We start from the raw sequence: 21,031 nt of genomic DNA on the forward strand, positions 1-21,031 counted from the left end.
CTGCAGCCCGCCCGAGGCTCTTGCCCGGATGGCAGGACGGTGGCTGGTTGAAGGGACGACAAAGCCCAGAAAGCGACCCCGTCTGCCCGCTGGCGACCACTTCTCCACGCCCGCGAACGCCTCCGGAGGAGTCGCACGGTCCTTCACTCCGGGCAGACCAACGCCAGCCAGCAGTTCGGAGGCTTGGCTGGCTCAACCGAGGACCCCAACCGCAACACGAGCAGAAACGCCTAGGCGGCCAGTACCCACGTCACTGCCCAATCAGATTGGTCACGCCGCCGGGCAGATCGCCACCCGGCGCCATCGAGCGGACGTTCCCGCGGCTTTACGAGAGATCCATTATCGGCGCAACTTGTCCTCTTCCAAGGCAAGGACGGCAGAAGCGATCCGGTGCGCGTCCGGGGGATCCGACTTCCCAACCCAGCGACGCGGCAAGGCATCCATACGAGCAGCCTCGGCGACCTGGTAACCGGCAGCTGCGACAGCCCCGGCCAGCACAGCACCGCAGGAAGCGGCCCCCTCGATCACCCACAAAGTCGCTAGATCTGCTTCGGTGCCGCGGGCGACTCAAGCAATAGCGCGATTGATGCCTACACCGGTCGCCGGGAAATCCCGACTATCAATCCGTTCGCCGCTGGGCACTGCGATGATGGCGAAGACGTGCTTCCGGGCGTGGGTATCGACCCCCACGACAAACGGGTAGGAATAGGAAACGATAGTCATAGCGGTTCTGGCACCTTCCTCATTCAGCGGACATGGTCGGGGCCGGTACCAGTCCGGGTAGATGTCACTTCGGAACAGCACGGTGACAAGCCACGCCTCGCACCGAGGCTGACAATCTTCTCATCAAGTCACCGAGGAGGGCCAGGGCAGGTGCCGGACGCCCACCCAGCAGACGGACATGTCGATAATAGGACGCCCGGGGCACGGGGCCAACCTTTTAGTGAGTCACGACCGCAGGATGGAACGGCCTGCACTTACTCTCCAGCCAGTCCCAGACCAGCCACCGCAATCCTCACCTGCGTTTGATTTGCCGTGACCCCATGCTTCGCGTTGGCCGCGTTTGCGGACGTACAGCTGTGTGGGACCAAGAGCCCCACTCATGCTTGATTAGAGGACATCCCGGACGTGTCCTCGCGGTGGCACTTCATGCGACGGTCAGGGCAGATCATCGTTCGTAAGGTCTTTGCCTGGGTTCAGAAGCATTCTGGGATCGAGAAGTGCGGGCGGTTTCTGTGCGTTGGACTTCATCGCCACAGTTGGTGACTCCCGGTATGGTGAGTGCAGCCCGTGCGAGCTGGGGCGGATGCGTTCTCGGGACCGCCGAGGCAGAGAGAGTTACAGACCATGACACGAGTGTTGGAGCATTGATGCAAGAATTCGCCGGGCGCATCACCGCCCTTGACCCTGATGCGGGCGAATCGCTTAAAGTAATTGCGTTTTTTGACGCCCTGGTCGCAGGTGGTGCGGGTGTTGAATCGATTGTGCGCGGTATGGTGATGATCGGTGGCGCGGCGGCGGGAGCTGTGATACGCGATCGGATTGTTCGAATTGATGCGGATGGTGGGCGTGCCACGGTGACCGAGATAGGTGAATGGCCTTCCGCGGTGGCGGGAGATGCGATCCGGGTATGGATTGAACGGGATGCGGAGGTTCCGCATGTCAACGATGCCATGATTCTCGACCGTGCGGCATTGGCTCTCGCGATCGTGGAGAGTCGACGGGCGCCGGGGAGCAGTTCGGTAGACATTTTGTTGAATGCGGAATCCACTCCGCGTGAACGTATCGCCGCGGCTCACCAACTCCGAATGGCGGTGGGCCCAGTGCGCGTGATCGCCACCCCCACTGATCGAGCTGCGGGCGCTAGCCCCACGGCCGTTTTGGCAACGCCTGAGGGCTTGGTCAGGGCATCGCTTGGCGGACCATTTCCCGTGGTTGGACCCGCAGGCGTCGCGCTTGCTGACAGCTTCGATAAGCTTCCACAGGCTTGGATCGACGCACGTACCGCTTTGCGTTTAACGAACGAGCGGCATCCGGTTATCGATGCCGATTCCCTCGGCGTCATTATCAGACTTGTGAGCGCTCCCGACATGACTCTTTGCACTCATCGGGACGTCATCATTGTGGGACAACTGGATGAGCGCTCATTGATGCTTCTCGACGTCATCGCGGAGAGCGAGAGCATTCGTGCTGCGGCTGCAGCCCTTGGTTTGCACCACAGCAGCGTCCAATCCCGTCACACTTCACTATCCCAGCGTCTGGGGTTTGATCCACTCAGTCCCCGCGGTCGGACGCGGTATCAAACGGCCCGCATGATCGCTCGCCTTACGGCCCGTGGAGACGCCGCGGCTATGTGAGCACCGCGGCGGACTCGGGGGCATACCCATCGCGCAGAGAACCCGCGCAGGGCCGGCAGGCCGTAGACCCGCCATTCGGCTGTCGACCGGTGGACTTTCCGGCCGCCCTGGCGGTTCCTCTTTGTGATGTCTGGCGTGATGATAAGACATCCGCCGAACAGTGGCGATAAAACAAAGGAGTTTCACATGACCGACACGACCAAGCTGAGGCGACCGCCCCTAGATCCCGAACTGGCGGCGGTCGTAGACGTTTACCAGCTACCCACAGTCAGCGCCGAGGTGATCCCAGCGATGCGGCAGGCCGTTTGGCCTGGGCCCACAGTGTCTGAGATCTTGGAGCAGGCAAATCTTGAGGTCCGTGACCTTGTCATCCCAGGATACGGCGGCGAGGAGATCACAGTCAGCGTCATCCAGGCCAAGGGCCGCATCGGCAGAGGGCCCGTTTTTTACCACACCCATGGTGGCGGCATGGTCATGGGGGACCGCTTCGTTTCACTTTCCTACTTCACTGAGTGGCTTCATCGCTACGACGCAGTACTTGTTACCGTCGAGTATCGACTTGCACCAGAATTTCCAGATCCCGTACCGGTAGAAGACTGTTATGCGGGCTTGGTGTGGATGGTCGAGCACGCTGATGAGCTAGGCATCGACAACGACCGGGTCATCATCGTTGGGGGAAGTGCAGGGGGAGGCCTCGCCGCTGGCACCGCCCTTCTCGCACGCGACCGCAACGGCCCGAAGCTGTTCGCGCAGCTGCTGATGTGCCCGATGCTCGACGATCGCGACCAAACTCTATCGACCCGTCAGATGGACGGCGTGGGAGGCTGGGACCGCGCCAGCAATATCACCGGATGGACGGCGCTTCTTGGAGATCGCAAGGGCACCCAAGACGTGTCTATGTATGCAGCGCCCGCGCGGGCTACAGACCTTCAAGGTCTGCCTCAAACATTCGTCGACGTTGGAACGGCCGAGGTGTTCCGGGACGAAGCCATTGCCTTCGCATCCGCTCTCTGGGAAGCGGGGGGCCAGGCCGAGCTCCATGTCTGGCCCGGGGGGTTCCACGGGTACGAGGCGTATGCTCCACAGGCGGCGATCTCCAGGGACACCATGGCTGCACGCGACAATTGGATTCGCCGGATACTGGGATAGAGGCTACGGCTGGAGCCGACAGGCCACACAGCTCTGGTTTCCCTCTCCTTTGGCGGAACCTCGAAGCCATCGGACCGGGAGGGCAAGTGTAATATGGGTGCCGCGAATGTCCTGAAATCAGGTACTGGCGTTGAACGCGTCGCGTTGGCCAGTAACAAAGCCCTCAACGCCGCCCGCATCAGCCTGTGCGGAGACGGCATCCACCACGTCTTCCTCGATAACGCCATCAAAACCATGGGCGAAATCGGCGCAGGCGGCCTCGCGGTCAACGTCATTGCCTGCTGGGAGGCTTCGCTGAACGAATGGATTTCACTATCGGAAAAGCGGCGGCCAGGCTCGATTTCCCCGGTCCCTGACGGGCTATAGTCTCAAGCCTTTCAGGGGATTTGACCACAACCAAACCCGACGAATGTGGGCGACAGATGCCTTTACTTCCTCTCCATCATGGGTCGTTAGAACTCAACCCGACAGCATGAGGTTGGTTCTCCGGTAGCCCACCAACTGGCCACGCAGCTCTGGATTCCCTCTCCCCTGGCGAAACCTCGCAGCCATCGACCGGAAGGGCAACCAAGTTATACGCGCCGCGGATGTCCTGAAGTCAGCTATAGGGCCGCTGTGGATCCATCAAAATGTGGCAATCGCCATAGGCGGTGCTCACATCGCTCGCATTTTCCGGGGCGGCGTCGCCCAGGGGCTTTCTGAACGGGAAACCGCGAAACGACGCGCACGTACGCTCACAATCACTGGTCGGGTGCGTCTTGTTGCCTTGCAACGCACATCGGCCCACACATCTAAAAACACTAGGAGGACCCTTGAGAATTGAACAAGGACAGGTGGCGGTCGTCACCGGAGGAGCGTCAGGAATTGGATTCGCTCTGGGGGCTGCACTGAACTCCCGGGGCATCACGGTCGTCCTTGCTGACATCGAGGCGCAGGCACTGGCAGCGGCAGAGAAACGCATGGAGTCGACCAATACCGTCAGCACGGCCGTGTGCGACGTAAGCGATCCCGACTCGGTGAAGGCCCTTCGGCAGACGGTGTTGGAGCGGCACGGACGAATTGATTGGGTGTTCAACAACGCAGGCGTTGTTCTCCCCTTCAAACCGATGTGGGAGCACACCCAGACGGACTGGGAATGGATCATGGGCGTGAATCTATGGGGCGTCATCAACGGGATCCGGGAGTTCGTGCCGGGTTTCGTTCAGCAGGGCACCGGTCATATCGTCAACACTGCATCGATGGCAGGTGTCGCCGTCGTCCCGTTCAACGGAGCCTATAATGCCACCAAGCACGCGGTCGTATCACTGACGGAAACACTCGCTGTCGAGCTCGCGCAAACAGCACCTGGCGTCCGCACGTCCGTCATCTGCCCGGGCCTCGTCCCCACGCAAATCGGCCAGGCAGCACGGAACCGGCCCGGGGGCGAGCAGCCGGAGCCACCGGAGCCCTCAAATGTCGTTGACGATCACTCCCATGCCAACGTCATCACGGCCGAGTTACTGGCAGCTCGCGTCCTTAAAGCGCTGGAGGTTGACCGGCTTTATATCTTCCCCAACCCTGGTTCTGACGCCCCCGTCGAGGCAAGACTCGACCGGCTGCGTCAAGAGCTTGCAACCTCGGGCTTGGAAGCCGCACGCGCCTGATCGGCCGTACCGCATCCATGCACCGGTGGGCCAACCCGGGGGTCCAAGGAAAGCTTTTATGTACCTTCGTCGTGGCGTCACGGAAGGGTCGTCGCCGGCGCTGTCCCCACCTGCAGACTGATCTCCCTTCCAAGAGATGGCGTTGGACCTGTTCCCGTCCGCCCAACCCGGGCGTTCCGTGGTGGTTCTCCGGAGCCACACGGAACGCCCGGATCCAGGAAACCGGGCCGTGCAAACACAGAGGTACTCGCTCATATAGGTCACAGCCGACCGTGATAGCCCGGGCACCTGTTCCTTCCTGGGAGCAGACCATCATCGGTTCCATTGAAGTCCATAAACCCAGCTCCTGCCGCCCCCGGCACCGGCCGGCATCAGCGGAAGGAAGAGTTCATGCCGAACCTGTATCCGGCACTGAGCACTGACGACTGGCACATCCTTAACACAGGGGACCGTGTGGTGGCCCAGCGGCCAAACGTGAGCCCCTGCCTTGGCACCATCGGCGATGTCTCAGAGGATGCATCCATCATCTGGGTATGGCTCGATGGACAAGGACGGATTCGCGTAATCGAGAACCATGAAGTGACTTTTCCGGTGGGCATCATGGCCAGGCGCACATACCAAGTTGGCGAGGACAACTATCCCCCCGTCCGCACGAACCGTCCGCTGGATGTCGTTGGAGGATTCCTGCTGGCAGGCGCACATAATTGACCGAAGCTCCGTTCAACCGCTATTTGGCTGGTGCTTCGCCACCACGCCGGTGTCCGCGCAGAGTCCCCAGCCGCGTCAGGTGACGATGGGCTGCTGTGTTCAGTTAAGTCCTGAAAGGCATGCCAGGATCGTCGCCAGAGGGCCTTCGGGGAGCCCCCTCGGCCTTGGCTTTACGGAAGTCCATTATCGGCGTTCAAACTACGGGAGTTGATGTAGTTGCGAGAACTCCCGTGCAGCAACAATCCGACGTTTCCGCAGGTCAAGCTGGCCGCTTTACCCGTTTGGGCTGCCCGCACCGAAAAGCGTGAGGCAATTGGCGCGGTTTCTGTAGGAGGCCTAGTGCTCACTGCGTTGACTTTATGGCCCGCTGCCGCTCTGCTGTGTTCACAGAACGAAGTTCTGGCCTGGTCCCTCACTTTCGTACACCCAGCGTTTCGAGAAACTAAGGCTATGTGACATCCCGGTGGGTTCAGAGAGGGAGCCGGAGACCGCGGGGCGGGATCGCCCATCGGATCAGCTGGTCATTTGAAGGACTTGAACACGATTGAGTCGAAGACATTGCGCGCCTCTCTCATCAGCTCCGGATTGATCGATTCGTCGATATAACCCATCGCGACGACAGCCCGCCGGCCCTCCACGTCGACCACCCGGTAGGTCTCGTGTTCATTCTGAGTCGAGTACCAGTGCGTGCAGTGGTACATCATTTCTGAGTGGATGCAGAACTTGCCGGTGTCGCAGGCTGTGGTGTCCACTTCGCCCTCGACGGAGTGGTCGAACTCGAAGCCTGAGTAGTCGCCCACCATGACCTTGACGGGAGGAGTGCTTGCCGTTGACGACTGCGCCGCCATTGCCCTAATGAAGGCCTCGGCCGCAGGACCGACATCGGCAAGGGCTCCTCTCCAGTTGCATGCGTCCTGCGACACATAGAACGCGGGCCCAAGAGTCAGGTAGACGGCCCATTCAGCCGGGTGATCCGGGTCATCCTTGCCCAGGCTATTGCCGTCGAGAGCAGACCAGCCGCCTGGGACGGTGATCTCGAAAGGCTCCTTGTAGCCGGTGACGGGGACTAGATATGTGCCGGCGTCGATATCACCGCTCTCCGGCAGCGGTGGCACCGTGCGAGTGCCGCGGCTCTCCGGCAGCGGTGAGACCGTGGGAGCCTCCGAAACCGGAGAACTGGGAGACGGGAGGGAGGCGTCGTCCGACTCATACTCGCACCCGCCGAGACACCCAATCAGTGCGATCGTCACCAAGGGCAAGAGATGGCGCGACCGCTGAGCGGGCTTTTCGAGGGGTGTCACAGAAGTCATTGATCCACCAGAGCGCTACAAGGTGCTGTGAGGCCCCGCAGCCTGCTGGCCCCGCGGGCGGCACATTGGACGCCGTCGCATCAAGTCTCCTCCGGTAGAAAACCCGTGACAATGAAGACTTGGACGGAACTGTGCCGAATGTCATCCCCGTGACAGCACACTGTTGCTTCCGACGCCCGTTGTGGCGCAAGGACCGTAGTCCTACAATCGGTTTTTGTCACGGGAGGTGAGTGATGCTCGAAGAAGCGGGCCTGTTGCAGGCCCTGCGGCGTCACTCGGAGTACGCAAGCACAGACGAACTCTAACGTCGCCGTGGCCCTGCAGTTGTCGCGCTTGCGAAAAGGCGTCATGTCGCTCGGGCTCTTACACGCGATGGGTAGATGCAGGTCCAATAAGGGCAGGCAATGGCTGTGATCAGTCGTTCATGAGACGGGTCAGGTGTGGACAATATCCACACGTCGTTTGGCCTGACACAGCCGCAGCCAACTAAGTGTCCTCACCCACTACGAGCCGACATCAAGCTTTCCGACGAACGATTCCGAAAGTCATGTTGTGCTCAGCACCCCTACCAATGAAGAGGCGTAGGACAACCCCAACCTACCGGACGTACAAAGAGAGGAACGCATAGTCCGAGTACAAAGCAAGCGGAGGGCCGACCAGCCGCGACCCTGAACCCGTTCCCAATAACTGAACAGGCCAACCGGCGGCCAGGCATCAGCCGGCACCACACATCAGAGCCTCGTGTCCACATTCACACACGTTAAAGCAAAAACCCCCTCTGACGAGGGGGTATGCCGTGCCCGAGGTGGGACTCGAACGGGATTCCAGGCCCTGCAAACACTGGGAAGTGGCGGAAACATAAGGAATCCTGGCAAGTCCGGGGCCCGTACGGGCCAATCCGAGATGGAAAGTGTGGACAATGTCCACACTTCTTTTGCGTCTATAGGGCGGCCCTCGGGGCCTGGGACGCTCAGCCATACCCTGGACGTTCTTGAACAGCCAGCGCCGCTCCATACCCGCCCACGGCGGGCTTCCTGGACCTGCTTCTTTACGGGCGGCCAGAGTGCATCTGCCCGCCCGTCCCGATACTGGCCTTAACAACTAGGACGACGCACAGGCTCTACCTTGAGAACCCTGCCGCGTCGCCTGTTGTAGAGCGCGTTAACCGATCCTCTATAGAGACAGGTGGCGGTGGAATGCCGGCCGGATCTCCGCCATGGTTCCGGTAGCGATTAGCTCAGGCATGAGCGCGTGATGACTCACGCTGCTCGGCGTTGGGTAGGCCTGCTTGAGATTCGTCATGCAGATCAGAGATTCGGTAGCCAGCGTTGTGTAAGCACGCAGAAGCCGCGAGTTTCCGGGTGCCGAAACGAGGGCCGTGTGGAAGGCCAGGTCCAATTTCTGAACTCGGTTCCAGTCATCGACCTCAGCGGCAGCTGAAAGTTTGGCCGCGATGGCCAGCAGCTTGTCGGCCACCTGCCTCCGCCTCGCTGCTGGCCGAGAGGTCATGAGTTCAGCGGCGCCCAACTCCAGAATTTCCCGAACACCGTAGATCTCATCGACGTCCTCGCTGGTCAGTTCCACGACGAAAACGCCCCGATTGGGCTTGCTGACCAGCAGACCTTCCTGGCTCAGCCGCTGCAGCGCCTCACGAAGAGGCCCGCGGGAGAGGTTAAGTTGGCTTGAGACATGGGTTTCGTTGATCTGCTGACCAGGAACGAAGAATCCTTCGACGATTTTCTCGCGTAATTGCTCGGCGATTTTGATCGACGTTGACTGCGGCGTCATGGCGGTCAGACCTGCTTGATCCTTCATTCCATCAGCTTTCTCTCGGCATGATCCACAGAATAACACTCATTGCAGAATGTAGACAATCTACTTTCCGACAATCTATAGTAGTTTCGGTATAGCTGTTATACAGTTCTGGTGTGACCATCGACACAGTAACCGTTGCAGACGCAGTCCGCTCCCGTCTGGAACGCAGCCTTTTAGCCGGCGACTACCCCGCCGGCGCGGAAGTTCGGGACACCCACGTCGCTCAGCAGCTTGGGGTCGCCCGGCCAACGGCGAGAGTGGCCGTACAGGCATTGATAGCCGACGGGTTCCTGGTCCGCGAAAGCGGAAGGAGTGCCCGGGTCCGTCAGTTTTCCGGGGATGATGTCACGGACATTTTCCGCGTGCGGAGGCTCATCGAGTTCGAGGCCGTCGCCAGCGTTTGCAGGGGTGGGAGCACTGCCGGGGTCGCTGCCTCACTCAACAAGTTTGCCGACGTGAAAGATGACCGGGACTGGGAGTCAGCAGCGCAGGCAGACATGGCCTTCCACTCGGCAGTGGTGGCAGCTGCAGACTCACCCCGCCTCAGCAGTCTGTTCCAAACCATTTCAACGGAGATTCGCCTTCTGATGGCGTTGCTCCGGGCCCACTACCCCCGGATTTCGACTCTCAGGGACGAACACCTGGAACTTCTCAATGCTCTCGATGCGCGGGATGCGGATTTAGCCCTACGCCTATGGACCGTCCATCTGGAAGACGCTGAGACCTTCCTCGGCCAGCGCATCGGCGGAGGCGCCCCCACGATCTAACCAACGCCGCAAGGGCACATCACCTCCAGGTCTCCCACGGCAGATGTCCAATCCCATGCGGAGATCCTCCACACCCCATTGATGGACACCACCTGCCCTAGCACTGCGCGCCCAAAAACTGGGCCAGTTGTCCACATCAAAGACTTTGGCATCTCCCCTGAATCTGAGATCCCGTCGTCCGCCCACGCGCACCCCCTTTCAATGAGCTGCCCATGAGGCCGTCCGGCTATGCCGTGCTGCCCTTTCATATCTCTTCTTCTCACCGTTCGATCAACACAACCGGAAGGTAATCATGAAACCCACCACCCAAGCGACCCGCCGTACTGTCCTGTCAGCGGCCGCGATTGCTGCAGCGCTGGCGCTGTCATCCTGCTCGGGTGCCTCCACGGCTGCTCCGGCCGGAGGCAAAAAGACAATCACCATCGGTATCGGAGAGGAGGCACCCTTTGCGTTCACGGACCCTGCCACCAGCAAACTCGCGGGACTTGACGGCGAAATGCTTCGTGCTGTTGCTGAGTCCAAAGGCTGGGAAATCAAGACCTTCGTTACCGACTTCGCGACGTTGATCCCCGCCCTCAACGCCAAGAAGGCAGACATCATCGTCGACGGCATGTTCATCACTGACAAGCGCAAAGAGCAAGTCAACTTCACCGACACCCTGTACATGCAGCCGGAGGGAATGATCGTCCCTGCGGGCTCCACCCTGGCCTCCAAGGAAGACGTCAAAGACAAGGTCATCGGCGCTCAAACCGGCACCGTCTACGGAGAATGGGTCAAGACCCTGGGCGGCAGCGACGTGAAGTTCGTCGACACGCAGGCAGCTCTTATCACTGCCGTCGAAAACGGCCAGGTCGACGCCGCCTTCACTGACGCCGCAGTCATCGGCTACAGCCTGGTTCAGAAGCCGAACTCGAAGATCAAGCTTGTCACTCCCTACGAGCCTCATTTCCAAGGCAACATCGGCGCCGGTGTCCGTAAAGAGGACACCCAGTTGCTGGCAGACCTCAACGCCGGGCTCTCTGAGCTGAAGAAGACCCCGCAGTACCTCGAGATCCTCAAAAAGTACGGTCTCGGCGAAGCGAACGCAGCCAAGTAGACCAACCGTGGTGGCCGGCAATGATGCCGGCCACCACACCCCGAACAGATCTGGAATATCCAATGGATTTCATAACCCGCACGATCTCCGTGTTTCCGCAGCTGCTTTCGGCCGTTCCGGTCGTCCTGCAACTGGCCTTCGGCGCAATGGCCTTGGCTCTGGTCCTCGGGCTGCTGATCGCCCTCGCCCGGCTCTCCAACTCAAACCTCCTCAAGACCGTCGCCACCGCGTTCGTTGAAGTCATGAGGGGCACCCCGCTGCTCGTGCAGCTCGTCTACATCTTCTTCGTCCTGCCCAGCATCGGCATAGCGATCGAACCTGTCCCCGCCGGTATTCTGGGCCTCGGCCTGAACTACGCGGCCTACCTTTCCGAGGTGTTCCGCTCGGCCATACTTTCGGTCGAACGCGGCCAGACCGAAGCGGCCCTATCGCTCGGTTACACGCCCACCAGCACGCTGTGGAAAGTCGTCATCCCCCAGTCCTTCGTTGTCTCCATGGCGCCTATCGGCAATTACTTCATCTCCTTGGTCAAGGACACCGCCCTGACGTCCGTGATCGCGGTCTCGGAGATCTTGAAGACCGCAAACATGGTCAACAGCCAGACGTTCCAAACAACCGAGATCTACACGGCAGCAGCTCTTATGTACCTGATCATCAGCCTCCCCCTTTCCCGGGCCGTGATCCTACTCGAAAGGAAGGTTCGCGCCAATGCCTGAATCGACAGTCATCAGCATTCAAGACGTGCATAAAACCTACGTCATGGGTTCCAAAGCAAGCCTCTGGCAGAAGTTGACGTCCAGGCGCCCCGCCGAAATGCGGCTCGAAGTCCTCAAAGGCGTCGATCTGGACATCGTGCGCGGTGAAACCGTCGTGATCCTGGGTTCCAGCGGGTCCGGAAAAAGCACTCTGCTCCGTTGCATCAACAAGCTCGAGACGATCGAGGGCGGCCGCATCCACGTCAACGGGCACATGATCGGCTATGAAGAACGCGGCGGAAAACTCGTCAGCGAAAAGCCGTCCATTACCGCCAAGAAACGCACTGACGTCGGCATGGTGTTCCAACACTTCAACTTATTCCTGAACAAGACCGCCCTCGGAAACGTCATGGCACCTCTGCGCGACGTGAAGGGGATGTCGGCCAAGCAGGCCCGGGAGGTCGCCCTCCCCCAGCTTCAACTGGTCGGTCTTGCTGACCGGGCAGACAACTTTCCCAGCAGGCTCTCCGGCGGGCAGAAGCAGCGGGTCGCGATCGCCCGGGCTCTGGCCATGGAACCGAGCGTGATGCTCTTCGATGAGCCGACATCCGCGTTGGATCCCGAACTGGTCGGGGAAGTCCTCAACGTCATCAGGAAAATCGCGGAGCAGGGTACGACCATGGTGATCGTCACCCACGAAATGCAGTTCGCCCGCGACATCGCCGACCGCATTGTCGTGATGGACGAAGGCGTCATTGTCGAGCAAGGACCGCCCGAAGTGATCTTCACCCATCCAAAGCACTCCAAAACCAAGGCGCTGCTCAGCCGCTCGGGCGTGCTTCCCAACCCGGCCCTCTAACGATCCCGCTCCCCAGGAAGGACCTGACATGGACAACTCGCCGCTGCTACGTTCCCTCGAAGTCACCGTGGAAACCCGGCAGGACCTCGACTCAATCCTCGACGCCGCCGTGGCGCAGCTGATGCCCGCCGCCATGGCCGAATCTTCCGGGATCCAGATCGCCCGCTCGGGCGTCGGCCAGTACACAGCGTCGGTCAGACACGACATACCGTCCGGCACGACCGTCGAATCCTGGGACCGCTGAGGCCCGGCGCGTACCGGAGCGCCACCAAAGCGGTCCGGCCTCCCGCCGCGGCCGCCCCCGCGAACAAAACTGTCCCCGCAGACATTGAGATGACCCAGTATCTGCGGGGACAGTTTTCCCTTTATGCCCGCCGGTGCCGGAATGCGGGCGTCTAGTAGAGCTGACCGCCGGTGGGCACGGCTTTGTCCGGCACGACGAGAACGCATTCACCGTCGGCGTCGGGCACGCCGAGGGTGAGCACTTCGGACATGACGGGGCCGATGCGGCGTGGCGGGAGGTTGACGACGCACATCACTCGGGTTCCGGTCAGGTCCTCCAGCCGGTAGTTGGCCGGCAACTGGGCGCTGGAGCGCTTGACCCCGATTTCCGGGCCGAGGTCGATCCAGAGCTTGTACGCGGGCTTGCGAGCTTCAGGGAACTCTTCGGCCTTGACGATTTCGCCCACGCGGATCTCGACTTTTTGAAAGTCGGGAAATTCAATCACGATTCTTCTCCTGTTTAGTCATAGACGGCGGGCAGTCCCGCCGTCGGGGCTTCGGTGGTTGCCTTAGGCCGCGGTGTAGCCACCATCGACGGCTATGGAGGCTCCGGTGAGATATGCCGCTCGATCGGAGGCAAGGAAGAGGACAGCGTTGGCGACGTCCTCTGGTTCGGCAACGCGGCCCAGCGGTATACCGGAGGCCACGCTGCGTGCGGCCGCTTCGGGGTCGGGTTGCGCGGCTACCCACTCGTCGAACAAGGCTGTTCGGGTCATGCCCGGCGCAACGGCGTTTACCCGGATGTTGTGTGGGGCGAGTTCGACCGCCGCGGATCTCGTCAAAGCCAGGACGGCGCCTTTGGATGCTGCGTACACGGACATCGTCGGGACGCCGATGGAGGCCAGTCGCGAGGTGACGTTGACAATGGATCCTCCCCGAGGATTTTCATGACCTTGCCAGCTGCCTGAAGCATCGCCATGGTTCCAAACGTGTTCGTTTCGAACACCGCACGGATCTCCTCCATCGGCGCGGTGAGGATGTCGCCAGTGTGGTCGATGCCGGCATTGTTGACCAGGACATCGAGTCTGCCGGCGAAGGCCAAGGCCGCTTCGGCCACGCGGGTAGCAGCATCGGATTCCGTGAGGTCCTCCGGGTAGAAGTGAGCACCGGATCCAAGCTCCCGTGCAAGCGCTTCGCCCCTGCTTTGGGACCGACCCGTCAGCAATACTCTGTAACCCTCTGCGTGGAGGGCCCGGGTTGTTGCTTCGCCTATTCCGGAGGTGGCGCCCGTGACTATAGCTGCCCGGGGGCTGCTTGTCTGCGCTGTCGTTGTCATCCGACCGGTCCTGTCGTCGCTGGTTCTATGGGTGTTGCTTCCCGTGCAGCCTCGGTCTTTTGACGGCGCTTTGGACTGACGTTGACCAGGACCAGACCTGCGATCACCAGCGGAAATCCGATCCACCCTTCGGGCCGGAACGTTTCCCGGAGGATCAGGACGGCCAAGATGGTGGCGACTACGGGTTCGAGGACGGTGTAAAGGGTCGCTGTGGACGCTTTCATGCGACCCAGACCGAAGGCGAACAGGGTGTGGCCCAATGCTGTGGGAATGACCGCCAGATAAACCAGGATGGGCCAGGCAGTTTCGCCGAAGGCACCCTCGCCGGTGAAAGCCAGCAGCCCGAGCATAGGCAGGGCGGCGGTGCCTTGAATGGCCGCGACGACGGTACGGTGCGCCATGCCGTCTGGTCGCATCCCGCAGGGTTGGATCAACCTGCCGGTGGCGAAGGCGTAGAGTGCGTACGTCACTCCTGCGACGAGTCCGGCCACAACACCGGGAATGAGGCCGGCGGCGTCTCCGGAGCCGTGGTCTTCGCGGGCGGCCAATAGAAGTCCGGCCCCGGCCACCGTGACGAGCATCGCCACCGTCCACACGGCGGTGACACGCTTCTCGTCAACGATCCATTCCAGGATGCCGGCGAAGAGCGGGCCGGAGCCGATCGAAATAATGGTTCCCAGGGCTGCCCCGGTCAGGGATACGGAGACGTAGAACAGGGGCATGTACAGCATCAGGCCAAGGGTGCCGAGCACGATGTAACGGGTGGCTCCAGGTGTTTTGAAGGATTTCAGGACGGCTTTGAGAGAGATCAACCCCAGAATCAGTCCGCCGATGCCGACACTCGCGGCGCCTACAGCGATGGGGTTTACCTGCGGGATGAGGACTGAGGCCACCCCCGTTGTTCCCCAGAGCGTTGCCGTGGTGATGACAGCCGGGGCGCCCCATCGGGTCGAGTTGTTGGCCGTCACAGTGCCAATACCAACTGACGGGCCATCCCGCGGGCTTCGGTCAGGCAGGTGTCGTTACCCTCCAGACCTGCACGGGCCATGGCTCCTTCAAGGAGGAAGGACAGCTGCTTGGCTGTTGACGCGTTGGGGGCGGTCCGTCTGGGGGCGATCTCCTGCAGATGCTCTGCGAGGAGGCGTTCGACTTCTTCCTTATGCAGCTTTACGATGTCCCGGCCTGGATCCCCGACCGGGAGCTCGGCTGCGGCGTTCAGCAGCCCGCAGCCTCGGAAACCACGCTCGTATTCGAAGTGGGCGTGGTCGCTGTACGCGTCGAAGACGGCAAGAAGACGGTCCGCCGGCTCGGCGGCTTGGTCGAGTCTGCGGTGGTACAGACCAAGCCACTCCTGGTGGCGCGCGTTCAGGTAGGCCGTGACCAGCTCGGACTTGGAAGCGAAGTTGTTGCAGAGGCTCATTTTGGCCACCCCGGCATCAGCTGTAACGGCGTCGATGCCTGTGGAGGCCAAGCCGTCGGCGTAGAACAGCTTGGATGCCGACGCGAGCAGCTTCTCCCGGGCAGGACGTTTCAGTTCCTTCTGGCCGGTGTTGCCGGCAGCCACCTTGGTCATCGGTCCTCAATTCTGAAGTCACAAGCTGTTATCCCTATCCAGTTCGCCGTCTTCCAGACCTTGCAGCCCTCCTCCTCGTGCACGGCGGTGCGGCCACCGCCGTCGTCCATCCAGAGCCAGAAGACCGAAGCATCGTGGGCGACCGCATCGATAAGTCCCGCGAAGACCCGCCCGTCGGACAGCTGCACGACGACGCGATCCCCGGCATTCAGGAAGACCCAGTCATGCAAGCGCATCGGCGCCTCAGAAGGTGTTTCCATGACCGCAGGCAGCACGGGTGCCGCGTCAAATGAGCAGCACCTGCGGTTCTCGACGACCGACATATCGGTCGACTTGATGTCGGTCACGAGACTTACCAGCCGCGTTCTGCGAGGCGGTGGGGCTGCGGGATGTCGTCGACGTTGATGCCGACCATGGCTTCGCCCAGGCCGCGGGAGACTTTTGCGATCACGTCAGGATCGTCGTAGTAGGCAGTAGCGTTTACGACGGCGGCCGCGCGCTCTGCGGGGTTGCCGGACTTGAAGATACCGGAGCCAACGAACACACCGTCGGCGCCGAGCTGCATCATCATCGCCGCATCAGCCGGGGTGGCGATGCCACCGGCAGTGAACAGCACTACCGGGAGCTTGCCGGTCGCGGCAATTTCCTTGACCAGTTCGTATGGGGCCTGCAGTTCCTTGGCCGCGACGTAGAGCTCGTCCTCGGGGAGGGCGGCGAGCTTGGCGATCTCGGCACGGATCTTGCGCATGTGGCCGGTGGCGTTGGAAACATCGCCGGTGCCGGCTTCGCCCTTGGAGCGGATCATGGCTGCGCCCTCGTTGATGCGGCGCAGCGCCTCGCCAAGGTTGGTGGCGCCACAGACGAAGGGGACGGTGAAGTTCCACTTGTCGATGTGGTTGACGTAGTCGGCCGGGGTCAGGACCTCGGACTCGTCGATGTAGTCAACACCGAGGGACTGCAGGACCTGGGCTTCGACGAAGTGGCCGATGCGGGCCTTGGCCATCACCGGGATGGACACAGCGGCGATGATCTGATCGATCATGTCCGGATCGGACATGCGGGACACGCCACCCTGGGCGCGGATGTCGGCCGGGACGCGCTCGAGGGCCATGACGGCAACGGCGCCGGCCTCCTCGGCGATGCGGGCCTGCTCGACGTTAACGACGTCCATGATGACGCCGCCCTTGAGCATCTCAGCCATGCCCCGCTTAACGGGATTGGAGCCGGTGGTTGGTGCGGTTTCAGTCATGGGGGTACCTTCTTCTGCGTTGGGAGTGGAAGGCGGTGGGCTGGGGCAGGAACCGCCACTGAACGGCAGCACCGTTCAGTGGCGGCATCAGGTCACCGCGTTGAAGCGTGATGCGCTCCGCCGGGTCCTGGTTTGATTCCCAGATTCCGGAAGTGGGACAGTGGCTGCCAGTACCGGCGACCCTGTCTTCGCGCCGCATCATGCGCGCTCCGCCGCGCGGCCTGAGTTCCTGCAGGTTCTCAGCCAACTTCTTGCCGTTCGCGGAGGGCCAGCCGGCGGGGGCTGTTGGGGTTGAGCATGGAGTTCTTGCGTCCGTAGAACCAGTAGACGATAAGGCCGATGATGAGCCACCCGCCAAAGCGGACCCAGGTGTCCCAGTGGAGCTGAAGCATCAGGAAGCCGGAGGCGAGGAGTCCGAAGATCGGGACGACGGGCATGAAGGGAATACGGAAGGTCCGGGGTGTGTCTGGGCGGGTCTTGCGCAGGACGATGACGGCGGCACATACGACGACGAATGCGGCGAGGATGCCGATGTTGGTCAGGTCGGCGACCAGGCGGATGGGGAACACACCGGCGAGCAAAGCCGAGGCGATGCCGGCGATCCAGGTCACGCGCAGCGGTACACCGCGCTTGCGGTCGGTCTTGGCGAACCAAGCCGGGAGCAGGCCGTCGCGGCTCATGGAGAACCAGACGCGGGTGACGCCGAGCATGAACGTGAGCATGACGGTGAGGATCGAGACAACAGCGAAGGCGGAAATGATGGTGGCGATGGTGGGCATGCCGACCGAGTCAAACGCTGAAGCGAAGGCGCTTTGCGGGTTGATTTCGGTGTACTTCTGCATGCCGGTCAGCACCAACGTCGCCAGAACATACAGTGCCATGGCGATGGCCAGGGAGAGCAGGATGGCCTTAGGCATGTGCTTCTTGCCATCGACTGCTTCTTCGGCGGCGGTGCTCATGGCGTCATAGCCGAAGACGGCGAAGAACACGGTGGCTGCCCCGGCCATGGCCGGTTCGAAGCCATTGGGCATGAAGGGGACGAAGTTTTCGGTGTGGATGTGGAAGACGCCGATGCCGATGATGGCCAGAACCACCAGGATCTTCAGGCCGACTGCGACCAGCTCAAAGCGCCCGAAGCTCTTGGAGCCGCGGCTAAGGATCCAGGTAACCAGCAGACAGGTCAGGATCGCGGGGAGGTTGATGATCCCGTCGGGTGTTTCGGGGGTATGGGCGTAGGCGAGGGCTGCTGGCAGTTCGATGCCGATGCCGCCCAGGAAGGCCGAGAAGTACCCCGAGATTCCGATCGCGACGACGGAGACGATCGCGGTGTATTCAAGCAGGAGGTCCCAGCCGATGAACCAGCCGACGATTTCGCCCAGTGCGACGTAACCGTAGGTGTATGCGGATCCGGCGCGCGGAATCATGCCGGCGAATTCGGCGTAAGACAGTGCGGCGGCGGCGCTGGCAAGTCCTGCGATCAGGAAAGATATGACAACGGCCGGGCCCACTGCAGGGTTGACGGCATCACCGCGGGCCACAACACCGGCGAGGGTGAAGATGCCGACGCCGATGATGCCACCAACGCCGATGGCGGTGAGCTGCCAAAGACCCAGGGACTTCTTGAGTCCGGAGCCGTGTCCGTCATCCTCTCTGACTTCGTCGATGGGTTTGCGGCTGAGCACGGAATAGCGCGCAGGACTGGACATGTAGCTCCTGTAGTAGTGGGTAGCCGCTCTTGGGCACTTCTGTGGGCACCAGAGCTGACGGTGACGTGGGTAACAAGAGTCTGATCCACAAAACGTAGGATTGTCAACAATAGGTGAATTGCCTCTAGCCTGTATCGGTCGAAAGAAGTATGATTGTTGACAATCATCCGATCATTCGATACGTGAGGAACACATGAAACCCACCGAGGGCTTCCAGCCCATCAGCCAGGAGTCCACCCCGGCGCTCATTGCCGCGCAGCTCCGCAGCCTTATCAGCAAAGGCTCCATGGCCCCGGGTGCCCAGCTGGTCGAAATGGACATCGCCGGCGCGCTTGGTGTCAGCCGCGGTCCCATCCGCGAAGCCATCCAGCGGCTGACACAGGAAGGCCTGCTGGTCAGCATCCGCAACAGGGGTGTCTTCGTCGCGGAATTTGGCGAGGCGGACATCCGTGACATCTATGAGGCACGCACGGCAGTCGAGAAAGCCGCAGCAGGGCTGCTCGTTGCAGGAGACCACTCAGGTGCCGGCCTTGAGCTCCTCGCCAAAGTCGACGACATGGAAGCGGCCCGGGCGAAAAGCAACTCAAAAGCAATGTCCGAAGCCGATGTTGCCTTCCACGAACGCCTCGTCGCCATGGCGGCGAGCCCCCGCCTGTCCCGCATGCATGGAACACTCCTGACCGAAACCCGCATGTGCCTGAACCGGCTCGAAGGCCGCTACCCGGACGAATCGGTCCGCGTGGCTGAACACCGCCACATCGCCGAGGCGCTGAAAGACGGCAAGACAGAACTACTCATGAAGCTGCTGGACGCCCACAAAGACGATGCCCTCGCCCGGCTCTTGACCGAGAAGCCTTCAGCAGCGACTTTGCAGACGGCCTAAGACAAGGATCGGCCTGTGATGCACTTTGTTTGATGACCTGCAACGACGGGTCAACGAAATCGCCCGCCAAGTGGGCCTTCCCGTCTCCCTGACAACTCCGGACCTGGATTCCATCGTTTTCAGCCCGCATTCCGGGCTCATCATCGATGCCGTGCGGTCCAAGTCGCTGCTGAGCCGCGGCACCGAAGAATGGGTGGTGCGCTGGTTCCGGAAAGCGGGAGTCGGAAGTTCCCTGGATCCGACCTTCGTTCCCGGAATTCCCGACAAGGAGGCGATGTCCCGGTGGGTTGTTCCGGTTCACTCCGGCGGACTAATTCTCGGGTACCTGTCCATCCTCGATCCGGACGCCACGTGCGAGCCCGCAACACTCGAATCGGTGGCCGGGCAGGCTTCGGACATCGGCCGCATCATGCTGGACTCCGAAGAGTCAGCGCGTCTGGCGAGGGATCGACTGCGCCGTGCCCTAACGAGCCTTGGTGCCGACCAGACCGTGGCCGTAAAGGAACTGTGGGACCAGCTGGGCACCCGCATCCAGGAGTGGGTCATCGCCGTCGGTACATCCGTCGAGTCGACGTCCGGTGCTGGGCCCCATGAGACCAAGTCTGCAGCCGCTCGTCCCGGGAGGGCACGAAATCCGGGGGCGCTCCGCGTCGAGTGCAAATTCGAGGACCATCACGCGTTCCTTCTGGCTGGCGACGCGGATGTCGACCCGGCGATCCTTGCAGATCTCGCCCCCTGCTGTCCTACGCTCGTGGTGGGCGCAGGCAACCCGGTCGAGGACCCACGGCATTTGCCTCGCTCCTACCAACAGGCCCTGGGGGCTCTGCGGACGGCCACGGCAACCGGCCGCGGCACCACGCGGTGGTCCGAACTGACCCCGATTAAGATCCTTTCCCTCCAGGACCCCGACGTCCTCGCCGACACGGTTCCTGGCCCTATCGCGTCCCTTGGTCGCGACAGTGAACTCCTGGAAACCGTCGACCATTACCTGGACCACGGCCGCAAACCCGACCTGGTTGCCGACAGCCTCCACATCCACCGAGGCACGCTGTATTACCGGCTCCGCAAATTCGAGGATGCCACCGGCTTGGATCTCGAGTCAGGCAAAGACCGCCTGACCATCCAGCTTTCCTTGGAAGCTCTCAAACTCCTGAGAGCACCGAAATGGCATCACGCTGAGTAAACCTGAAACCCGAAAGAAGAACATGCTCCGCACATACCTGCTCCTCCGCCCTGCCCCGGGCTCACTCGAGGCGCTCGTCTCGTACTACCGCGACAACGACGTCATCGGCGCCGCCGTGCCCTATGGGCTGCAGGTCGGCGAACTGGCCCACCCCGCGGAGAACGCCAATACCGTTGCCGTCGTTTCCGTGTGGCCTTCGCAGGAGGCGTACCAAAGCTGGCTGACCGCGCCGGAACGCAAATCCCTCATCGCCGAAATAATGCCCCTCCTGGACGGCGGGGACTCCATTTCCGGCTGGACCAAGGAAACCGACGCTGCCACAGCCACCGACTTTTCAGTGCTGTTCGGCGACCGGCCGATCAGCATCCGGATCCGCTGCGAGGACAGGACCGGCCAGCGCCCCGACATCGACACTTCAGTAGAGGAAAATCCTTCCGACCAGCAGTACCGGCAATAGACCGGCCTTCAAACAGGACTTGA

At 61.6% G+C, this 21,031-nt stretch carries 24 protein-coding genes and 1 pseudogene; 14 read left to right on the top strand and 11 right to left on the bottom strand.

What is annotated here, in order from left to right; all coding sequences use genetic code 11:
- Positions 1–342: 342 nt before the first annotated feature.
- A pseudogene (locus QF015_RS03195) lies at positions 343–723 on the bottom strand (IS110 family transposase); the annotation flags it as partial.
- Between the two features lie 647 nt (positions 724–1,370).
- Between QF015_RS03195 and QF015_RS03200 the strand changes: the two are divergent.
- The 5 genes from QF015_RS03200 (at position 1,371) to QF015_RS03220 (ending at position 5,857) form a co-directional block, all read left to right on the top strand.
- Positions 1,371–2,357: a hypothetical protein gene (locus QF015_RS03200; protein WP_429386929.1), complete on the top strand. Its 987-nt coding sequence runs from the start codon at positions 1,371–1,373 to the stop codon at positions 2,355–2,357.
- Positions 2,358–2,543: 186 nt separating this feature from the next.
- Positions 2,544–3,506: an alpha/beta hydrolase gene (locus QF015_RS03205; RefSeq protein WP_429386931.1), complete on the top strand. Its 963-nt coding sequence runs from the start codon at positions 2,544–2,546 to the stop codon at positions 3,504–3,506.
- Positions 3,507–3,599: 93 nt separating this feature from the next.
- Positions 3,600–3,872 (top strand): hypothetical protein, encoded by a 273-nt coding sequence (locus tag QF015_RS03210; protein ID WP_429386933.1) that lies wholly within the window; start codon positions 3,600–3,602, stop codon positions 3,870–3,872.
- A 446-nt stretch (positions 3,873–4,318) separates the two neighbouring features.
- The gene (locus tag QF015_RS03215) at positions 4,319–5,149 is read left to right on the top strand and encodes an SDR family NAD(P)-dependent oxidoreductase (protein WP_429386935.1); all 831 of its coding nucleotides are present in this window, start codon (positions 4,319–4,321) and stop codon (positions 5,147–5,149) included.
- Between the two features lie 390 nt (positions 5,150–5,539).
- Positions 5,540–5,857 carry a hypothetical protein gene (locus tag QF015_RS03220; protein ID WP_429386937.1) on the top strand — a complete coding sequence of 106 codons (318 nt, stop codon included), beginning with the start codon at positions 5,540–5,542 and terminating at the stop codon, positions 5,855–5,857.
- Positions 5,858–6,378: 521 nt separating this feature from the next.
- On the opposite strand, the gene QF015_RS03225 is transcribed toward QF015_RS03220, so the two are convergent.
- Positions 6,379–7,167, bottom strand: a complete 789-nt coding sequence (locus tag QF015_RS03225; RefSeq protein ID WP_429386939.1) for a hypothetical protein — start codon at positions 7,165–7,167, stop codon at positions 6,379–6,381.
- A gap of 1,173 nt (positions 7,168–8,340) precedes the next feature.
- Positions 8,341–8,982 (bottom strand): GntR family transcriptional regulator, encoded by a 642-nt coding sequence (locus QF015_RS03230; protein ID WP_429386940.1) that lies wholly within the window; start codon positions 8,980–8,982, stop codon positions 8,341–8,343.
- Between the two features lie 113 nt (positions 8,983–9,095).
- Between QF015_RS03230 and QF015_RS03235 the strand changes: the two genes are divergently transcribed.
- The 5 genes from QF015_RS03235 to QF015_RS03255 all read left to right on the top strand — a co-directional run bounded on the left by QF015_RS03235 (position 9,096) and on the right by QF015_RS03255 (position 12,643).
- Positions 9,096–9,749 (top strand): GntR family transcriptional regulator, encoded by a 654-nt coding sequence (locus QF015_RS03235; RefSeq protein WP_429386943.1) that lies wholly within the window; start codon positions 9,096–9,098, stop codon positions 9,747–9,749.
- A gap of 292 nt (positions 9,750–10,041) precedes the next feature.
- Complete coding sequence (locus tag QF015_RS03240; RefSeq protein WP_429386945.1) at positions 10,042–10,845, top strand: transporter substrate-binding domain-containing protein; 804 nt, start codon at positions 10,042–10,044, stop codon at positions 10,843–10,845.
- 62 nt (positions 10,846–10,907) lie between these two features.
- The gene (locus tag QF015_RS03245) at positions 10,908–11,561 is read left to right on the top strand and encodes an amino acid ABC transporter permease (protein WP_429386947.1); all 654 of its coding nucleotides are present in this window, start codon (positions 10,908–10,910) and stop codon (positions 11,559–11,561) included.
- On the top strand, positions 11,554–12,399 hold the full coding sequence (locus tag QF015_RS03250) for an amino acid ABC transporter ATP-binding protein (RefSeq protein ID WP_429386949.1): 846 nt from the start codon (positions 11,554–11,556) through the stop codon (positions 12,397–12,399). Before QF015_RS03245 ends, QF015_RS03250 begins: the two co-directional genes overlap by 8 nt.
- A gap of 28 nt (positions 12,400–12,427) precedes the next feature.
- Complete coding sequence (locus QF015_RS03255; RefSeq protein ID WP_429386952.1) at positions 12,428–12,643, top strand: hypothetical protein; 216 nt, start codon at positions 12,428–12,430, stop codon at positions 12,641–12,643.
- A gap of 151 nt (positions 12,644–12,794) precedes the next feature.
- Here the strand turns inward: QF015_RS03255 and QF015_RS03260 are convergent, their stop codons facing one another.
- From QF015_RS03260 to pdxS, 7 genes are all read right to left on the bottom strand, one after another.
- Complete coding sequence (locus QF015_RS03260) at positions 12,795–13,127, bottom strand: tRNA-binding protein (RefSeq protein ID WP_429386954.1); 333 nt, start codon at positions 13,125–13,127, stop codon at positions 12,795–12,797.
- A 63-nt stretch (positions 13,128–13,190) separates the two neighbouring features.
- Entirely contained in the window at positions 13,191–13,502 is a 312-nt protein-coding gene (locus tag QF015_RS03265; RefSeq protein ID WP_429386957.1) for an SDR family NAD(P)-dependent oxidoreductase, read from the bottom strand.
- A complete protein-coding gene (locus tag QF015_RS03270; protein ID WP_429386960.1) occupies positions 13,460–13,957 on the bottom strand; it encodes an SDR family oxidoreductase in 498 nt (165 codons plus the stop codon). The genes QF015_RS03265 and QF015_RS03270 overlap by 43 nt, the downstream gene beginning before the upstream one ends.
- Entirely contained in the window at positions 13,954–14,925 is a 972-nt protein-coding gene (locus QF015_RS03275; RefSeq protein WP_429386962.1) for a DMT family transporter, read from the bottom strand. Before QF015_RS03275 ends, QF015_RS03270 begins: the two co-directional genes overlap by 4 nt.
- A complete protein-coding gene (locus QF015_RS03280; protein WP_429386965.1) occupies positions 14,922–15,530 on the bottom strand; it encodes a TetR/AcrR family transcriptional regulator in 609 nt (202 codons plus the stop codon). The genes QF015_RS03275 and QF015_RS03280 overlap by 4 nt, the downstream gene beginning before the upstream one ends.
- Positions 15,527–15,877 carry a hypothetical protein gene (locus QF015_RS03285; RefSeq protein WP_429386967.1) on the bottom strand — a complete coding sequence of 117 codons (351 nt, stop codon included), beginning with the start codon at positions 15,875–15,877 and terminating at the stop codon, positions 15,527–15,529. The genes QF015_RS03280 and QF015_RS03285 overlap by 4 nt, the downstream gene beginning before the upstream one ends.
- A gap of 5 nt (positions 15,878–15,882) precedes the next feature.
- A complete protein-coding gene (pdxS, locus tag QF015_RS03290) occupies positions 15,883–16,779 on the bottom strand; it encodes a pyridoxal 5'-phosphate synthase lyase subunit PdxS (protein ID WP_429386969.1) in 897 nt (298 codons plus the stop codon).
- Here pdxS and QF015_RS03295 point away from each other — a divergent pair.
- Positions 16,778–16,915: a hypothetical protein gene (locus QF015_RS03295; RefSeq protein WP_429386972.1), complete on the top strand. Its 138-nt coding sequence runs from the start codon at positions 16,778–16,780 to the stop codon at positions 16,913–16,915. The genes pdxS and QF015_RS03295 overlap by 2 nt on opposite strands.
- Before the next feature lie 103 nt (positions 16,916–17,018).
- On the opposite strand, the gene QF015_RS03300 is transcribed toward QF015_RS03295, so the two are convergent.
- Positions 17,019–18,485 (bottom strand): amino acid permease, encoded by a 1,467-nt coding sequence (locus QF015_RS03300; RefSeq protein ID WP_429386974.1) that lies wholly within the window; start codon positions 18,483–18,485, stop codon positions 17,019–17,021.
- Between the two features lie 193 nt (positions 18,486–18,678).
- On the opposite strand from QF015_RS03300, the gene QF015_RS03305 reads away from it, so the two are divergent.
- From QF015_RS03305 to QF015_RS03315, 3 genes are read left to right on the top strand one after another with little or no spacing between them, the layout of a single operon-like run.
- Complete coding sequence (locus tag QF015_RS03305; protein ID WP_429386975.1) at positions 18,679–19,368, top strand: GntR family transcriptional regulator; 690 nt, start codon at positions 18,679–18,681, stop codon at positions 19,366–19,368.
- A gap of 25 nt (positions 19,369–19,393) precedes the next feature.
- The gene (locus QF015_RS03310; protein ID WP_429386977.1) at positions 19,394–20,551 is read left to right on the top strand and encodes a PucR family transcriptional regulator; all 1,158 of its coding nucleotides are present in this window, start codon (positions 19,394–19,396) and stop codon (positions 20,549–20,551) included.
- A gap of 22 nt (positions 20,552–20,573) precedes the next feature.
- The gene (locus QF015_RS03315) at positions 20,574–21,008 is read left to right on the top strand and encodes a putative quinol monooxygenase (RefSeq protein WP_429386979.1); all 435 of its coding nucleotides are present in this window, start codon (positions 20,574–20,576) and stop codon (positions 21,006–21,008) included.
- Positions 21,009–21,031: the final 23 nt, after the last annotated feature.

Source organism: Paenarthrobacter sp. TE4293 (assembly GCF_050435325.1).
GTDB classification, from domain to species: Bacteria; Actinomycetota; Actinomycetes; order Actinomycetales; family Micrococcaceae; genus Arthrobacter; species Arthrobacter nitroguajacolicus_C.

Bases quoted from the DNA above. Each gene is read 5' to 3' on its own strand.
- QF015_RS03200 (WP_429386929.1), top strand. From the start codon at position 1,371: ATGCAAGAATTCGCCGGGCGCATCACCGCCCTTGACCCTGATGCGGGC.
- QF015_RS03205 (WP_429386931.1), top strand. From the start codon at position 2,544: ATGACCGACACGACCAAGCTGAGGCGACCGCCCCTAGATCCCGAACTG.
- QF015_RS03210 (WP_429386933.1), top strand. From the start codon at position 3,600: ATGGGTGCCGCGAATGTCCTGAAATCAGGTACTGGCGTTGAACGCGTC.
- QF015_RS03220 (WP_429386937.1), top strand. From the start codon at position 5,540: ATGCCGAACCTGTATCCGGCACTGAGCACTGACGACTGGCACATCCTT.
- QF015_RS03225 (WP_429386939.1), bottom strand. From the start codon at position 7,167: ATGACTTCTGTGACACCCCTCGAAAAGCCCGCTCAGCGGTCGCGCCAT.
- QF015_RS03230 (WP_429386940.1), bottom strand. From the start codon at position 8,982: ATGAAGGATCAAGCAGGTCTGACCGCCATGACGCCGCAGTCAACGTCG.
- QF015_RS03240 (WP_429386945.1), top strand. From the start codon at position 10,042: ATGAAACCCACCACCCAAGCGACCCGCCGTACTGTCCTGTCAGCGGCC.
- QF015_RS03245 (WP_429386947.1), top strand. From the start codon at position 10,908: ATGGATTTCATAACCCGCACGATCTCCGTGTTTCCGCAGCTGCTTTCG.
- QF015_RS03250 (WP_429386949.1), top strand. From the start codon at position 11,554: ATGCCTGAATCGACAGTCATCAGCATTCAAGACGTGCATAAAACCTAC.
- QF015_RS03255 (WP_429386952.1), top strand. From the start codon at position 12,428: ATGGACAACTCGCCGCTGCTACGTTCCCTCGAAGTCACCGTGGAAACC.
- QF015_RS03265 (WP_429386957.1), bottom strand. From the start codon at position 13,502: ATGTCCGTGTACGCAGCATCCAAAGGCGCCGTCCTGGCTTTGACGAGA.
- QF015_RS03270 (WP_429386960.1), bottom strand. From the start codon at position 13,957: ATGACAACGACAGCGCAGACAAGCAGCCCCCGGGCAGCTATAGTCACG.
- QF015_RS03280 (WP_429386965.1), bottom strand. From the start codon at position 15,530: ATGACCAAGGTGGCTGCCGGCAACACCGGCCAGAAGGAACTGAAACGT.
- QF015_RS03295 (WP_429386972.1), top strand. From the start codon at position 16,778: ATGGGGGTACCTTCTTCTGCGTTGGGAGTGGAAGGCGGTGGGCTGGGG.
- pdxS (WP_429386969.1), bottom strand. From the start codon at position 16,779: ATGACTGAAACCGCACCAACCACCGGCTCCAATCCCGTTAAGCGGGGC.
- QF015_RS03300 (WP_429386974.1), bottom strand. From the start codon at position 18,485: ATGTCCAGTCCTGCGCGCTATTCCGTGCTCAGCCGCAAACCCATCGAC.
- QF015_RS03305 (WP_429386975.1), top strand. From the start codon at position 18,679: ATGAAACCCACCGAGGGCTTCCAGCCCATCAGCCAGGAGTCCACCCCG.
- QF015_RS03315 (WP_429386979.1), top strand. From the start codon at position 20,574: ATGCTCCGCACATACCTGCTCCTCCGCCCTGCCCCGGGCTCACTCGAG.